The organism is Vibrio sp. Y176 (assembly GCF_033438945.1).
Map to the genome: position 1 here is coordinate 1 of NZ_JAWOQS010000017.1, position 15,673 is coordinate 15,673.

Sequence of the window (15,673 nt, forward strand, 5' to 3'; positions counted from 1 at the left end):
TGTTTTACCGTGGTCAACGTGGCCGATAGTACCAACGTTAACGTGCGGTTTCGTACGTTCAAATTTTTCTTTAGACACGATCGTGTTCCTTCCTAGTTATGATTCGTCGTGATCATTATTGATCGACGACGCGCCAGAAATTGTTATTTTATGCGCCAACGCCCGTTAGCGCAATATTTGGACGCCCTGATCTCGCAAAAAGTCGTAAACTTTTTGCAGTTCAATCGTCAATTAGTAACCACGCTCTGCAATAATTTTATCTGCGAAGTTTTTCGGCACTTCAGCGTACTCGTGAAACTCCATAGAGTAAGACGCACGGCCTTGAGTTGCAGAACGTAGATCAGTTGCGTAACCGAACATTTCGGATAGTGGTACTTGAGCACGGATGATCTTAAGACCAGCCACACCTTCGTCCATGCCTTCAATGATACCGCGACGACGGTTTAGGTCACCAACAACGTCACCCATCCAGTCTTCCGGAGTGGTTACTTCGACATTCATCATAGGTTCTAGAATCACAGGTTGTGCTTCTAGTGCACCTTTCTTGAATGCCATCGAGCCAGCGATCTTAAACGCCATCTCGCTTGAGTCTACATCGTGGTAAGAACCATCAAATAGTGTAGCTTTAATATCTAGTACAGGGTAACCCGCTAGAACACCACTATTCATTTGCTCTTCGATACCTTTCGATACCGAACTGATGTATTCCTTAGGAATCACACCGCCCACGATTTCGTCTACGAATACGAAACCTTCACCAGGCTCAGAAGGCTCAAGTTTGACCCAAACATGACCGTATTGACCACGACCACCTGATTGACGAACAAACTTACCTTCAACTTCCGCTTTACCACGAATGGTTTCACGGTAAGCAACCTGAGGTTTACCAACGTTACAATCAACGCTGAATTCACGCTTCATACGATCAACGATAATGTCTAGGTGAAGTTCACCCATACCGGAGATCAGAGTCTGACCTGATTCGTCGTCCGTTTCCACGCGGAATGATGGATCTTCCGCTGCTAGTTTACCTAGCGCGATAGCCATTTTCTCTTGGTCTGCCTTAGAACGAGGCTCTACAGCAATCTGAATAACTGGTTCAGGGAACTCCATGCGCTCTAGAATCACTTTGTGGTTCTGATCACACAGTGTGTCACCTGTTGTTACGTCTTTCAGACCGATAGCAGCTGCAATATCACCAGCGCGAACTTCTTTCACTTCTTCACGCTTATTCGCATGCATCTGAACGATACGACCGAAACGCTCTTTCTTCTCTTTTACTGAGTTGTAAACAGCGTCACCCGAGTTTACAACACCGGAGTAAACACGCATGAAAGTTAGCGTGCCCACGAATGGGTCAGTCGCAATCTTAAACGCTAGCGCTGAGAAAGGTTCGTTGTCGTCAGCATGACGCTCAACTTCATTTTCTCTTTCGTCGACACCTTTAATTGCAGGTACGTCAACAGGCGATGGCAAGAACTCAACTACTGCATCCAGTACCGCTTGAACACCTTTGTTCTTGAACGCACTACCACAAGTAGCCAGTACGATTTCGTTATTTAGTGTGCGAGTACGTAGAGCTTGTTTGAGCTCAGCTTCAGTCAATTCACCTTCTTCAAGGTACTTGTCCATCAGCTCTTCGCTAGCTTCAGCAGCGGATTCAACCATGTGGTTGCGCCACTCTTCAGCAAGTTCAATCATGTCAGCCGGGATGTCTTCGTAAGTAAACGAAGTGCCTTGATCGGCATCATTCCAGTTGATCATTTTCATCTTGATAAGGTCGATGACACCTCTGAACTCATCTTCCGCACCAACGTTCAGCTGGATTGGAACAGGAGTCGCACCAAGACGATTCTTAATTTGGTTCACAACGCGTAGGAAGTCTGCGCCCGCACGGTCCATCTTGTTTACAAATACCAAACGTGGGACGTGGTATTTGTCTGCTTGACGCCATACAGTTTCAGACTGAGGTTCAACACCAGATGAGCCACAGAACACAACCACAGCACCATCAAGTACACGAAGAGAACGCTCTACTTCGATAGTAAAGTCAACGTGTCCAGGGGTATCAATGATGTTTACGCGATGCTCAGGGAACTGTGCTTCCATACCACGCCAGAATGTAGTAGTCGCAGCGGATGTGATAGTGATACCACGCTCCTGCTCCTGCTCCATCCAGTCCATGGTTGCTGCACCATCGTGAACTTCGCCGATTTTGTGAGAAAGGCCAGTGTAGAACAGAATACGCTCAGTTGTGGTTGTTTTTCCTGCATCTACGTGAGCACAGATACCGATATTACGGTATAGCTCAATAGGAGTTTTACGAGCCACGATTGTATCCTCTTACTAAGGTGTACCTTAGAGTATAGAAAAGTGCTGCGAGAGAACCTCGCAGCACAGAAGGTATTACCAACGGTAATGAGCGAACGCTTTGTTTGCGTCAGCCATGCGGTGAACGTCTTCACGTTTCTTAACCGCAGTACCTTTGTTCTCAGACGCGTCTAGCATTTCAGCAGCTAGGCGTTGAGCCATAGATTTTTCACCACGCTTGCGCGCAGCTTCAACCAACCAACGCATAGCAAGTGCGTTACGGCGAACCGGACGTACTTCTACAGGTACTTGGTAAGTTGAACCACCAACACGGCGAGATTTAACCTCTACCGCTGGGCGAACGTTTTCAAGAGCTTCTTCAAAAATAGCTAAGTGGTCTTTACCAGACTTTTCAGCCATAGCATCTAGTGCAGTGTAAACGATTTTCTCTGCAGTAGATTTTTTACCGTCAACCATTAGGATGTTAACGAATTTTGCCAGCAATTCAGATTTGAATTTTGGATCTGGAAGGATCTTACGCTGACCAATGACGCGACGACGTGGCATGGATTTATCTCCGTTGTCTTCTTCAGGTTTTATCCAAAACTTTTCAGTTTTTTCAAAAAATTAAAAATAATTTAGTGTTTGGCCTTACTTAACGGAATCCATTAAGACTTAGGACGCTTCACACCGTACTTAGAACGACCTTGTTTACGGTCATTTACGCCAGCACAGTCTAGTGCGCCGCGAACAGTGTGGTAACGCACACCTGGAAGGTCTTTAACACGACCACCACGGATTAGAACAACTGAGTGCTCTTGAAGGTTGTGACCTTCACCGCCGATGTACGATGTAACTTCGAAGCCGTTTGTCAGACGTACACGACAAACTTTACGAAGTGCTGAGTTAGGTTTTTTAGGTGTAGTAGTGTAAACACGAGTACATACACCACGTTTTTGTGGGCACGCTTCTAGTGCAGGCACGTTGCTTTTAACAACTTGCTTTGCACGTGGCTTACGTACCAACTGGTTAATAGTTGCCATTAACTAGCTCCTGATTTACTTGAAAGTAAGCTTTGTGAAAAATCTATCCCCAACTGCCAATGCAGTTAGGGACGCAAAATTCTATGCAGCAGTGAGAGGTGTGTCAAGAAATATACGGATCTTTTTTGTTCAATTAGAACAATTCATCCGTAAAGCTTTGTCGACAGCAAATCTTGTTCAATCCCAAGTTAGGGATTTATCCTGTTTTGCTGTTAGTTCAACGAAGCCTGAGTAATTCACAATCGTCAGCGATGGACTGATACGATTTGCAATACCGCGAGCTTGCGCATCGCTCTCTAATACAAATACGCTGCGGTTTTTTAGATGGGAAAATGCTTTATGTTGCGAGTTAGCAGCGTACACTGCATCTTCTATAAGTAAGATGTCATCCTGTTCACTGCATAAAGGCATGGCGTCTTCTAGAGCAGAGACTGTTTTTATGATGTGTAACATAACTTCCTCAAAAAGACAGTAGCTTGCCAGCGTGTTGTACCTTATCTTTGAGCTGTTCTGAGCTTAACGCTTGGGCTTCAATGACTAAATCCGCTTGCGCCAAACCTCGCTGGGTTAACGACTCTGAACACACAAAGACTTGTTCGATGTCGTATAAATCGAAAAGCTTTAACATCGGCGCGTAATCTTTACTCAAAATATTGTTGGGGTCTTGTCCGAGTAGAAGCTGGTATACCCCGTCACCCATGAAAATGACGCTGATATCTTCACAGTAAGCCGACGCGGCTAACAGTGCATCCACACCTTCACGACCAGCTGCACTGCCATGTGGCGCACTACGAAATAGATAAGTTAACTGACTCAAAACTGTACCACTCTGTCTTGGGTTAACATCGCTTCAGCTAGGCTACCTAAGCCTGCTTGTTCAAAACCATCGGCTAGATTGTTCTGAACCAAACCATGTTGATTCGCTTCTTCTTCACTTACAATCCCGCGACGCAAAGCGGCCGCGACACAAGTTTCTAGGCGAACACCATGCTCTTTAGCCAAAGACTGCCACGCCTTATTGAGATCAAATTCATCGTTAGCTGGCACACTCAAAGCAGTACCATTAGTCACACCATCTTGATAAAAGAAGACGCTCACTAGCTGATGGCCTTGCTCTATCACCGCTTTGGCGAACTGATAAGCACTGCGCGCTGACTGGCTGCCATAAACGGGACCATTCACCACTAACGTGTAAGTCAGTTTGCTCACCTTTCATCATCCTCGGTTTTACGTTGACGAATGTACAAGTAAACGGTGTGTTTTGAAATATTAAGGCGATCCGCAACACGGTTGATGGCATCTTTTATATCGAAGATACCTTTGTCGTACAACTCCATCACGATCTGGCGATTTTTGGTGTTGTTAGACACGGATTTATCCGCATTGATCTCTTCGATGGTGCGTTCAACAGTTTGGTCCACCAGCTCTTCTACGTCACTAGCAAAGTTGACCGAGGAAGCCGCTTCTTTCGCTTCTTGCGTCGGCATGAAAGACTGAAGAACTTGCGAGAAAGGCGCATCCAAGTTGACGTTGATACACAACAAACCAATCACGCGATTTTCGCCATTACGAATGGCGACAGTAATCGACTTCATCAACACGCCACCTTTTGCACGGGTAAAGTACGAACGTGAGAAGTTGCGCTCCGAGCCTTCGATGTCTTTTAGCATCTTAAGCGCTAAATCAGTGATTGGTGAGCCGACTTGGCGCCCCGTATTTTCACCGTTAGCGATTTTAATTGCAGAGGTATTTAAGTCTTCTAGAGAGTGAAGAACGATTTCACAAAATGGACCTATCAGGCTGGCGATACCATCAACCACCGCCTCATAAGATCTTAAAATGATTTTGTCGTGCTCGGTAAACGGCATCACGTTAACGGATTCCATTTCGAGCAACATCTCCGCGTTTATTGTTTCTGTAGTTGTCATAAGCCTTCGAGCGAAAAATCAACAAATTGGTGTAAGTTTATCAGAAAATTTGAAAAGCAACCTAGCAAACTCACCAACTAGTGACCTAGAACAAAAAAGGCCCGTTAAACGGACCTTTTTCAATAACTTATCGCAGCTTATTGTTATTGCTCTGCGTTGTCGTTCTCAACTTTTAGCAGCTCAACTTCAAATACTAGCGTTGAGTTAGCAGGAATGCTTGGTGTGTCTTGGTCACCGTATGCTAGCTCTGGCGGGATAACGAATTTGAATTTAGAACCCACAGGCATTAGCTGAACACCCTCTGTCCAACCTGGGATTACACGGTTAAGTGGGAACGTTGCAGGCTCACCACGATCGTAGGAGCTGTCAAACTGAGTACCGTCGATCAGAGTACCTTTGTAGTGTACTTGAACCGTATCAGTGTCTTTTGGCTTCTCACCTTCAGCTGGTGTCATTACTTGGTATAGAAGACCTGTATCTGTCTTCACTACGCCTTCTTGCTTCTCAAACTCAGCACGGAAATCATCGCCAGCTTTTTTCGCTTCAGCTGCTTTCTCAGCCGCTTGTGCTTGCATCTTTTCTGCAACACGCTTGTCTAGAGATTCTAGTGCTGCACGTGTTTCTTCTTCATTCAATTCAGCATTGCCTTTGAAGACGTCTTCGATACCTTTTAGTACCAAATCTTTGTTAAGATTAATGCCGATTTCGCTTGGCTTGTCGATGCTTGTGCTTAGGTAGTTAGCAAATGAAACACCGATTGCGTATGCCGCTTTGTCGTCGTCGGTTTTAAAGTGAACCGCTTTACCGGTTTCTGCTTGAACTTGTTCTGCTTGAGGTGCGGTTTCTGTTTTAGTTTCTTCTTTCTGACAACCTACCGCTAGCATAACTGTTGCAGCAAGTAGCGACACTTTTAAAACTGATTTCATTAAATTCTCCCAATAATGGCTCTGCCATTGGTTGTTGTGCACAAATCTTCTATGAGACTAGTGAAGACAATCGTTATACCAATATACTAGCTATATGTCTTAAGACACAAACCGGATTATTAGATGTGATGCAAAGAATTTTTCATTTATTCCTATATTTAATTGTCATCACCACGTTAAATGGTTGCTTTTTCGCCGAGCGTGAAGTGCAGCGTTGGCCGATAGAACCTCAAGGTGCGACGAGCTTCGCACTTAGCAGAGATGGACGGTTTGCTCTGCTCTATTCTCAACAACGTCATTTGATGTTGTGGGACCTAGAGCAAAATGAACAACTAGCCAATCTGGGTGAACTCGATGCCGATGCCAATGTGGTTTCCCATATCCGCATATCTGACAATGGTCGCTACGCAATTACAGCAAGCCAAATGAACTTCGCAGTTTGGGACCTAGGCTGGACGCAATCCGAAGGCCTTTGGTCTATCTCTGATGCGCTCATTCGCGACGTTGATATCACCAGTAATGGTGAACAAGTTCTGCTTGGGTTATCCAACGGTAAAGCAATTTATGTCAACTTAGTCACCGGGCGTCGCATGGAGTTCCTTGCGCATCGTGAAAAAGTCAATTCCGTGGCCATTTCTCCTAATGGGCGCTTCGCCCTAACCGGAGGTAATGACTATAAAGCGTATCTGTGGGATACCGAAACCGGACAAGTACTACGAACCTTCGAACATGAACAACGAATTGTTCGCGTGGCCCTGCAAAGAGATGGAAAATTAGCAATGACATCTGATGGCGGAAACCAAGCGATTGTTTGGAATTTAAAAACTGGACAAGAAGTCACACAGTTGAGCAGTTGGTCACGCCAATTAATTTTCTCTACCGCACGATTTTCTGACGACGGGACTCAACTAGTCACAGGAAGCCCTTCTGGCCGTGTGTCGATATGGGATACTCAAACCGGAAAACGAATGAGTGGATTTGAAGTGGAGCCCAAAAAAGACACTCGCCCTCCCCGTGCGGTCGTGTATGATGCAGCCTTTGATTCAAAACAACGCGTAATTACTGCTACTTCAGCAGGTATTGCCCAAGCTTGGCAGTTAGAGAACGGATCATGACAGAAAAAATCATTCAGCAATTGGAAGCACGCATTAATGACTTAGAATGTCAGCTTGCGTTCCAAGAACAGACTATTGAAGATCTGAACGGCGCTTTATCGCAGCAACAACTGCAAATTACCAAGATGCTCGATCAGATGAAATATGTGGTAGGTAAAGTAAAAAATATGGACTCGTCGAATTTAGCCGATCCGTCAGAAGAAACCCCACCACCGCATTATTAAAATGCAGGCTCAAATAGCATAAAGCCCAGAACATGTTCTGGGCTTTGTTGTATTAATTACTTAAGAAGGTACTCAAGAGGAAGCTATTCGTCGGCGTAGATTTTAACGCTCAGCTCGCCTTGCGTATTAATGCCTGCTCGGTACATGCCAGAACTGTTCATCGCAAAGTGCATCTCACCTTTAGCATCAATGGCAATCAAACCGCCCTCTCCGCCCATCTGTTTGAGATCACCTTGGATAATGTGTTCACAAGCCGTATGAATATCTTCTTGTAAGTAACGCATACGTGCTGCAACGTCTTCCGCAACACGTTTACGAATAAAGAACTCGCCGACACCCGTAGTGGAAACTGCCACGACGCCATTTTCGGCCACCGTACCACAACCAATAAGAGCCGAATCTCCGACTCGGTTGTATTTCTTATTCGTCACGCCACCCGTACTGGTGGCAGCGGCTAAGTTGCCTTGTTGATCTAACGCTACCGCACCAACCGTACCGTGCTTACGGTCATCTGGGTAACGAGATTCCGACAAAGCAAACAGTCCTTTCTCACGCATAGACAGCAACTGCTCATAACGGCGATCAGTAAAGAAGTAATCTTGCTCGGTATACTCATGGCCTTGCTCAAAAGCAAACTTCTCTGCGCCCTCACCCACCAACAGCACATGATTGCTGTTTCGCATCACGTCACGAGCGAGCTCAATTGGGTTTCTGATATGACGAACCCCAGCGACCGCGCCTGCTGCAAGGTTTCGCCCATCCATCACAGAAGCGTCCATTTCAACCATTTCGTTGTTGGTCAGCACTGAGCCTTTACCCGCATTAAAGTTAGGAGAGTCTTCCAATACTTTCACTGCCGCTACGACGGCATCTAAGGCTTCACCGCCCGTGTCTAGAATTTGATGTCCCGCTTTTACCGCAGCTTCTAAATCCGCCAAGATGGATTGTTGCAGCTCATCGCTCATCTGTTCACGCAAGATGGTGCCCGCACCACCATGAATGGCAATCGAGAAAGGTTTCGTCATCACTTTGTCCAACTGTTATTCCTTGTATGGTTGGCACTACACCTTAGATAAACAAAAAGCGCAAGTTGAAAACTCAACTTGCGCTTTTCAAAGCTTTGCTAGATAAGATTATCTAGTGAAGGAGCTTATGATTAGTGAGAACCACAGCTACCGCCGCCACAGCAGCCGCCTTCTTCTTCGTGATCGTGGTCATGATCGTGACCACCACAACAGCCACCACCTTGGTGGATGTGACCGTGTTCGATCTCTTCTGCTGTTGCTTCACGTGTAGACATAACTTCTACTTCGAAAGTTAGTGTTTGACCAGCTAACATATGGTTACCGTCAACAACCACTTCGTTGCCGTCAACTTCTGTTACTTCAACAGGGATTGGACCTTGGTCAGTGTCAGCTAGGAAGCGCATGCCAACTTCGATTTGCTCAACGCCTTGGAATACGTCCGCAGGAACGCGCTGTACTAGCGCATCGTTGTGCTCACCGTAAGCTTCTTCAGGAGCTACCGTTACTGAGAACTTGTCGCCAGCCACTTTACCTTCAAGTTCTTTTTCAAGACCTGTGATTAGGTTGTTGTGACCGTGAAGGTAATCTAGAGGTGCTTCTGCTGTTGATTGATCAACAACGACACCGTCTTCCATCATTACTTTGTATGCAAGGCTTGCAACAACGTTCTTTTCAATTTTCATACTAACTCCAGGGAGATTAATTGACTTAACCTGAATGGGGTTAAGTACTGAGATATCTGGGTGTATTATGGGGATCAATTATCGAAGTTCAATTACTCCGGCTTAAAAATTCCGATCATTTCCTGATCTGAGTGTTTATTTTTCTCTACAGATTGTGGTTTGCGCTGCTCTGTAAACTCACACTCGACACACTCAACTAACTCGATGTTATTTTCAATCCACCAGCGCAGGGTATCTTGCTGGCTGCAATTTGGGCAGCTAGCGCCGGCAATAAAACGTTTCTTGATTTTCACGCTATTTCCTTAGCTTGAGTCTTGGCTCAAGTACTACTTCCAATGATTAGGTGACTGATGGTCGCTCTCCATTTCACGACCAAATATTTCTTCTAGCTCTTTGCGTGCCTCTTTCGCCCTTTGAGCTAATTTCTTATCTTCATTGTGTTGAGGCAATAAGTCCTTAAGCATAGCATTATCCAACTTGCGAAAATGTGCTTCTGCCCGCTTTGCTTGATAAGGATGCATACCCAGTTCTACGAGCGCTTGGCGACCGAGATCTAGCGCCCCTAAAAATGTTTCACGAGAGTAATTCTCTACACCATGACTCATTAACTGGTAAGCCTCGACACGGCTTCTTGCTCGGGCTAACAACTTAAGTTTCGGGAAGTGCACGCGACAAATGTCCACGATGGCCATCACCTCATCAGGTGAATCAGTACAAATAATCAATGCTTCCGCTTTATCAGCGCCAGCAGCCCTCAATAGGTCAATTTGTGTAGCATCGCCATAAAACACTTTGTAACCATACTTACGTAATAGGTGGATTTGGCTGGCATCACTTTCTAATACTGTCACTTTGATTTTATTCGCATACATTAAACGTCCGACGATCTGACCGAAACGTCCAAAGCCTGCAATGATAACGCGTGGTCGGCGATCCACGACTTTCGTGGTCATGCCCTCTTCTTCTTGATTCAGGGTATGAGCAAACCACTTCTTTTGTCCCATCAGCAAAAGAGGAGTCGTCACCATGGATAGACTGACCACCACCAACAGAAACGCCACTTGCTCTTTGGACAAAATGCCCTCTTGGCTCGCCGCGGTAAATATGACAAAGGCAAACTCACCGCCTTGGCTCAAAATTGCAGCCATACGGCTTCTCGCTTTGGCTCCGACACGGGCAGCTCTCGCCAATGCATACAAAACCAAACCCTTAACCACGACCAAAGCCACCACCGCACCGAGAATCTCTAAAGGATGTAATGCCAATAACCCCAAGTTTACCGCCATGCCCACCGCAATAAAGAATAACCCCAACAACAGACCTTTAAATGGCTCGATAGCGATTTCCAACTCATGGCGATACTCACTCTCTGCCAGCAAAACGCCTGCTAAAAAAGTCCCCAATGCCATCGAAAGGCCGAGCTTTTGCATCACGACCGAAATGCCAAGCACGACTAAAAGTGCAGCAACGGTAAAGAGCTCACGAACACCACTCATCACGACAAAACGAAATAACGGACGTAGTAAAAAGTGACCTCCAATCAACAGTGCTACCACACTGCCTAAAATAGTGAAGACATCCAACCAACTTCCACCACTATGCCCGCCTGCTAGCAAGGGCAACATCGCCAGCATCGGGATCACTGCAATATCTTGAAAGAGCAGCACCGCAAAACCAGATTGCCCCGTTTCGGTACCATTAAGCCCTTGCTCTTCAATGACTTTAAGTGCAATCGCCGTCGAGGACAGCGCCAACCCCATCCCGATCACTAAACTCACTTGCATGCTTACGCCAAACATACTGACGACACTACCAATCACGGCGGTCGTGACCACAACCTGCGCACCGCCTAAACCTAAAATCGGCCCTCGCATCTGCCACAATTTTTTAGGGTTTAATTCCAGCCCTATCAAAAACAGTAACAACACAACCCCAAGCTCGGCAAAATGCAAAATGGCATCAACGTCGCTAATTAAGCCAAGCCCCCATGGGCCAATCAACACACCAGCGAGTAAATAACCTAAAACCGAGCCAAGCCCAAGCCGCTGAGCAATCGGCACCGCAATAACCGCAGCCGAAAGAAAGACCACACTGCTTTGAAGAAACTCACTGGTGATCGCCATACTGACCTCCTCGATCTGCCGCTTGCCAGTTTTCAAGTGGGTTACTCAGCCATCCACGGTATAACTCAGCATGTTCGTAGCGTTCAATATCCGAAACATTTCTTGACCAATACAACACCAGAGGTTCAATCCAGTGCATTTGGCATAGGGCTGCCGTCAGTTCAAACGGTTGCAAGATTTGCTCAAGTGGGTATTTGTTGTACCCCTTCGCGCTGAAGGCTTCTTCTTTACCACCTGTTGTAATGACACTGCGCCAGTATTTTCCTTCTAGCGCCGCACCTCCGCCAAACGCAAAGCCTTTACCTAACACTCGGTCTAGCCACTCTTTTAATAGGGCTGGACATGAATACATATAAAGTGGGTGGTGAAATACAATCACATCGTGAGCGAGCAACAACTCATGTTCGTAATTCACATCAATAAAGAAATCAGGGTAAACACCGTAAAGATCGTGCACAGTGACGTGATCAAGCGACTGAGCTTTTTTTATCATCACTTGATTGGCAATCGAGTTATGTGGCTCTGGATGAGCATAAATGACCAGAACTTTTGGGAGAATAGACGGTGCAACAGCCAAATGGTCGTCCTTGTGGTTATTTTTATCCGTTATCAAATTGTTATACTTTTTTGTACAGCATAATGCAATTAAAGCGAATCAATCGACTTTTCCGGCCAATACCCCTACTATTCACCGCTAGATATATACCCAAGTGGCTTTAAAAACGATTGAAACCACTTCGCTATGTAACCAAGCAACGCGCACTGCGCAAAGTGAATGAAAACTTTATGATTACCTTCTCTGATATTCAGTTACTGCGTGGCGGTAAACCTCTTTTAGACCAAGCTTCTGCGACTATTCACCCTGGCGATAAAGTCGGTCTTGTGGGCAAAAACGGCTGCGGTAAATCAACGCTGTTTGCCCTACTGAAAGATGAACTGTCAATTGATGCTGGCTCATTTAGCCAGCCTCAACACTGGGAGTTGGCCTGGGTCGCACAGGAAACGCCTGCGCTAGAGCGCACTGCACTGGAATACGTCATTGATGGTGATCGCGAATACCGCGCTCTCGAAAAGCAGTTAGCAGAAGCAGAAACGCAGGACAACGGAACCCTAGTTGCCGAGATACACGGTAAAATTGAAACCATTGGTGGTTACAGCATTCGCGCTCGCGCGGCAGAACTGCTCGATGGTTTAGGGTTCAGCCAAGAGCAAATGAGTTGGAGTTTGACCCAATTCTCGGGTGGTTGGCGTATGCGTCTTAACTTGGCTCAAGCGCTATTGTGTCGTTCTGATCTACTGCTACTCGACGAACCAACCAACCACTTGGATTTGGACGCGGTAATGTGGTTAGAGCGTTGGCTACAAAACTACCCTGGCACGCTGATTCTGATCTCGCACGACCGAGACTTCCTTGATCCAATTGTTGGTCGCATCATTCACATCGAGAATCAGCAGCTGAACGAATACACGGGTAACTACTCGTCATTCGAAAACCAACGCGCACAAAAGATGGTGTTACAACAAGCGATGTTTGAAAAGCAACAGAAGCAGATGTCGCACATGCAAAGCTACATCGACCGCTTCCGTTATAAAGCATCAAAAGCACGCCAAGCCCAAAGCCGTATCAAAGCTTTGGAGCGCATGGAAAAAGTACTGCCAGCTCAATTCGATAACCCATTTAGCTTTCAATTCCGTGAGCCAGCTGCGCTGCCAAACCCAATCATGATGATGGATGAAGTATCTGCAGGTTACGGTGACAACCTCATCTTAGAGAAGATCCGCTTGAACTTGGTTCCTGGCAGTCGTATTGGTCTACTCGGCCGTAATGGTGCGGGTAAATCGACCTTAATCAAGCTGCTCTCTGGTGAACTTAACGCGCAAGGTGGTGACCTAACTTACTCACAAGGCGTGAAAATTGGTTACTTCGCTCAGCACCAGTTAGAAACGCTTCACCCTGAAGAAACGCCGCTGCAACACATGATGCAAATCGCACCCGATCAAACCGAACAGCAGCTACGTGATTACCTAGGTAGCTTTGGCTTCCAAGGTGACAAAGCACTAGAAAAAGTTGCGCCGTTTTCTGGTGGCGAAAAAGCCCGTTTGGTATTGGCTTTAATTGTGTGGCAAAAGCCAAACCTGTTGCTACTTGATGAACCGACCAACCACTTAGACTTGGACATGCGCCAAGCATTGACGATGGCACTGCAAACGTTCGAAGGTGCAATGGTGATTGTTTCGCACGACCGTTACCTATTGCGTGCTACAACCGATGACTTGTACTTGGTGCATGATCGTCAAGTTGCGCCGTTCGATGGTGACTTAAACGACTACTACAAGTGGTTAACCGAGCAACAAAGAGCGGAACGCAAAGAAGCACAAGCCGCACAGCCAGCCAAAGATAGCGCCAACAGCGCGGCAGCGAAAAAAGAGCAAAAACGTCGCGATGCAGAATTTCGTAAGCAGACTGCGCCAATTCGCAAAACGCTGACACAACTAGAAAATAAAATGGATAAGTTAGGTGCTGCACTGGCCGAAGCTGAAGAACAATTGGCGGACAACTCACTGTATGCGGCCGAAAATAAAGCTAAACTTAACCAAGTGCTGGCACTTCAAGCTTCTAGTAAGGCTGAGCTCGAAGAAATTGAAATGGAATGGATGTCTGCTCAAGAAACGTTGGAGCAGATGGAGCTAGAGTTTAATCAATGAGTAATCAACACGCTGAATACACACTCACCCTAGAACACCTTTGGCAGTTTAGTCTGCAGTTTTATGGTGTGCGAGAAGTGAAAGAGGCGTGCTTATCATTGCAAAACAACTACCACGGTAACGTGAACCTACTCCTGCTGCTCAGATGGCTCGATGAGCAGCAACTCATTTTCCAAGAAAAAGACTGGCCCTTGGTGCAAGACTGTCTAGGTAGAAGCGAAACTTTACTTCACTCCTTTCGCGACCTTCGTCGCCACCTTAAGTCTCAAGTCAATGACGCTTTGTATCGTGAGACCTTGCAGTTTGAGCTGCAACTAGAAAAGCAGCAACAAGCGGATTTGGTGGACTGCATTAACTCACTTGCACTACTCAAAAATGATGGTGACCCACTGACGTTGAGATACTGTCGTCAACTCGGTGGGGAGCATTTGCAGCAAGCCTTTGCTATGCCGGTGCCAAACATTCAACCACCAAAACGCCCATAAATCTGTAGAATACCTATAATCTTTATAAAGGATTATATTAATAAGTTCTTCAACGGACACCGAAGGACCGCATAAGAGCAGTTAGGTATGACACAATTTTTCGCAGCCGCCGGGATCAAAAACCCGCATCTCCAAACGCTTTTGCCGCGTTTTATTCGCAAAAAAGCGTTGTTTACGCCGATTTGGCAAACCCTCGATACATCCGATGGCGACTTTCTCGATCTCGCGTGGAGCGAGGACCCAACCCAAGAGCCTGCACAAAAAAAGCCGATTTTTGTTTTATTTCATGGGTTAGAGGGGTGCTTCTATAGCCCTTATGCCAATGGGCTAATGAATGCATTTGCTCAATCTGGATGGCTGTCGGTGATGATGCATTTTCGTGGCTGCAGCGGTAAACCAAACAAAAAAGCACGAGCTTACCACTCGGGTGAAGTGACGGATGCTCGTTACTTCCTAGAGCACCTTGAACAACGTTTTCCTGATAATCCCAAAGTTGCAGTTGGTATTTCTCTTGGCGGTAACATGTTGGCGAATTATTTAGCCCAATATAAAGACCACCCTATTTTGAATGCAGCGACTATTATCTCAGCGCCTTTAGACCTAGCGGCGTGTGCGAACCGTATTGAACAAGGCTTTTCGAAAGTGTATCGCCGTTATCTGCTTTCTTCACTGAAACGTAACGCGTTACAAAAGCATCATCTATTGCACGGCGAGCTTGCGCTGTCCTACAACTCAATAAAACGTGTCACAAGATTGTATGAATTCGATGATTTGATCACGGCACCACTGCACGGTTTTAAAGACGCACAAGATTATTACGATCAATGTTCTGGCTTAAGTAAACTACAGCAAATCACGCTACCCACACTGATCATCCATGCCAAAGACGATCCGTTCATGACCGATGATGTGATACCGAAGTTTGTTTTGCCAGATAACATTGATTACCGTCTCTTTGAACACGGTGGCCATGTTGGCTTCCTAACAGGAACGGCGTTAAAACCTAAGTTTTGGTTGGAGGAAGCGCTGCCCGGGTATTACGAAAGTATCGCCGCAGATTACCTTTCTGCTGTATCCAAGCAACGAACGCAGTAAACTAGCCGCT

18 protein-coding genes are annotated in these 15,673 nt (G+C 46.1%); 5 read left to right on the plus strand and 13 right to left on the minus strand.

Annotated elements, in window-relative coordinates; translation table 11 throughout:
• Positions 1–231: 231 nt before the first annotated feature.
• The 8 genes from fusA to fkpA form a co-directional block, all read right to left on the minus strand.
• Positions 232–2,331 (minus strand): elongation factor G, encoded by a 2,100-nt coding sequence (gene fusA / locus R7O13_RS22390; protein WP_005382794.1) that lies wholly within the window; start codon positions 2,329–2,331, stop codon positions 232–234.
• Positions 2,332–2,406: 75 nt separating this feature from the next.
• Positions 2,407–2,877 (minus strand): 30S ribosomal protein S7, encoded by a 471-nt coding sequence (gene rpsG / locus R7O13_RS22395; protein ID WP_005382796.1) that lies wholly within the window; start codon positions 2,875–2,877, stop codon positions 2,407–2,409.
• Positions 2,878–2,978: 101 nt separating this feature from the next.
• Positions 2,979–3,353 (minus strand): 30S ribosomal protein S12, encoded by a 375-nt coding sequence (gene rpsL, locus R7O13_RS22400; RefSeq protein WP_004399892.1) that lies wholly within the window; start codon positions 3,351–3,353, stop codon positions 2,979–2,981.
• A 177-nt stretch (positions 3,354–3,530) separates the two neighbouring features.
• Positions 3,531–3,806, minus strand: a complete 276-nt coding sequence (gene tusB, locus R7O13_RS22405; RefSeq protein WP_005382799.1) for a sulfurtransferase complex subunit TusB — start codon at positions 3,804–3,806, stop codon at positions 3,531–3,533.
• 7 nt (positions 3,807–3,813) lie between these two features.
• Positions 3,814–4,170 (minus strand): sulfurtransferase complex subunit TusC, encoded by a 357-nt coding sequence (gene tusC / locus R7O13_RS22410; protein WP_206958490.1) that lies wholly within the window; start codon positions 4,168–4,170, stop codon positions 3,814–3,816.
• Positions 4,167–4,562, minus strand: a complete 396-nt coding sequence (tusD, locus tag R7O13_RS22415; protein WP_017821752.1) for a sulfurtransferase complex subunit TusD — start codon at positions 4,560–4,562, stop codon at positions 4,167–4,169. Before tusD ends, tusC begins: the two co-directional genes overlap by 4 nt.
• Positions 4,559–5,281 (minus strand): transcriptional regulator, encoded by a 723-nt coding sequence (locus tag R7O13_RS22420; protein ID WP_005382804.1) that lies wholly within the window; start codon positions 5,279–5,281, stop codon positions 4,559–4,561. The genes tusD and R7O13_RS22420 overlap by 4 nt, the downstream gene beginning before the upstream one ends.
• A gap of 143 nt (positions 5,282–5,424) precedes the next feature.
• Positions 5,425–6,207, minus strand: coding sequence for an FKBP-type peptidyl-prolyl cis-trans isomerase (gene fkpA / locus R7O13_RS22425; protein WP_017821751.1), 783 nt, complete (start codon positions 6,205–6,207; stop codon positions 5,425–5,427).
• A gap of 128 nt (positions 6,208–6,335) precedes the next feature.
• Here fkpA and R7O13_RS22430 point away from each other — a divergent pair, with 128 nt between their 5' ends.
• Together R7O13_RS22430 and R7O13_RS22435 are read left to right on the plus strand one after the other, a co-directional pair.
• Complete coding sequence (locus R7O13_RS22430) at positions 6,336–7,322, plus strand: WD40 repeat domain-containing protein (protein WP_017633742.1); 987 nt, start codon at positions 6,336–6,338, stop codon at positions 7,320–7,322.
• Positions 7,319–7,546 carry a SlyX family protein gene (locus R7O13_RS22435; protein WP_005381455.1) on the plus strand — a complete coding sequence of 76 codons (228 nt, stop codon included), beginning with the start codon at positions 7,319–7,321 and terminating at the stop codon, positions 7,544–7,546. The genes R7O13_RS22430 and R7O13_RS22435 overlap by 4 nt, the downstream gene beginning before the upstream one ends.
• Positions 7,547–7,629: 83 nt before the next feature.
• On the opposite strand, the gene R7O13_RS22440 is transcribed toward R7O13_RS22435, so the two are convergent.
• From R7O13_RS22440 to kefG, 5 genes are all read right to left on the minus strand, one after another.
• A complete protein-coding gene (locus R7O13_RS22440) occupies positions 7,630–8,571 on the minus strand; it encodes an isoaspartyl peptidase/L-asparaginase family protein (RefSeq protein ID WP_031812779.1) in 942 nt (313 codons plus the stop codon).
• 131 nt (positions 8,572–8,702) lie between these two features.
• The gene (slyD, locus tag R7O13_RS22445) at positions 8,703–9,254 is read right to left on the minus strand and encodes a peptidylprolyl isomerase (RefSeq protein WP_005381451.1); all 552 of its coding nucleotides are present in this window, start codon (positions 9,252–9,254) and stop codon (positions 8,703–8,705) included.
• Positions 9,255–9,346: 92 nt separating this feature from the next.
• A complete protein-coding gene (locus tag R7O13_RS22450) occupies positions 9,347–9,547 on the minus strand; it encodes a YheV family putative zinc ribbon protein (protein WP_005381449.1) in 201 nt (66 codons plus the stop codon).
• A gap of 33 nt (positions 9,548–9,580) precedes the next feature.
• Positions 9,581–11,377 (minus strand): glutathione-regulated potassium-efflux system protein KefB, encoded by a 1,797-nt coding sequence (gene kefB, locus R7O13_RS22455; protein ID WP_017633740.1) that lies wholly within the window; start codon positions 11,375–11,377, stop codon positions 9,581–9,583.
• Entirely contained in the window at positions 11,361–11,954 is a 594-nt protein-coding gene (gene kefG / locus R7O13_RS22460; protein WP_005381444.1) for a glutathione-regulated potassium-efflux system ancillary protein KefG, read from the minus strand. Before kefG ends, kefB begins: the two co-directional genes overlap by 17 nt.
• Positions 11,955–12,163: 209 nt before the next feature.
• On the opposite strand from kefG, the gene R7O13_RS22465 reads away from it, so the two are divergent.
• From R7O13_RS22465 to R7O13_RS22475, 3 genes are all read left to right on the plus strand, one after another.
• Entirely contained in the window at positions 12,164–14,083 is a 1,920-nt protein-coding gene (locus tag R7O13_RS22465) for an ABC transporter ATP-binding protein (protein WP_053307381.1), read from the plus strand.
• Positions 14,080–14,568, plus strand: a complete 489-nt coding sequence (locus R7O13_RS22470; protein ID WP_005382813.1) for a TIGR02444 family protein — start codon at positions 14,080–14,082, stop codon at positions 14,566–14,568. Before R7O13_RS22465 ends, R7O13_RS22470 begins: the two co-directional genes overlap by 4 nt.
• Positions 14,569–14,655: 87 nt before the next feature.
• A complete protein-coding gene (locus tag R7O13_RS22475; RefSeq protein ID WP_318304730.1) occupies positions 14,656–15,663 on the plus strand; it encodes a hydrolase in 1,008 nt (335 codons plus the stop codon).
• The last annotated feature ends 10 nt before the right edge of the window (positions 15,664–15,673 follow it).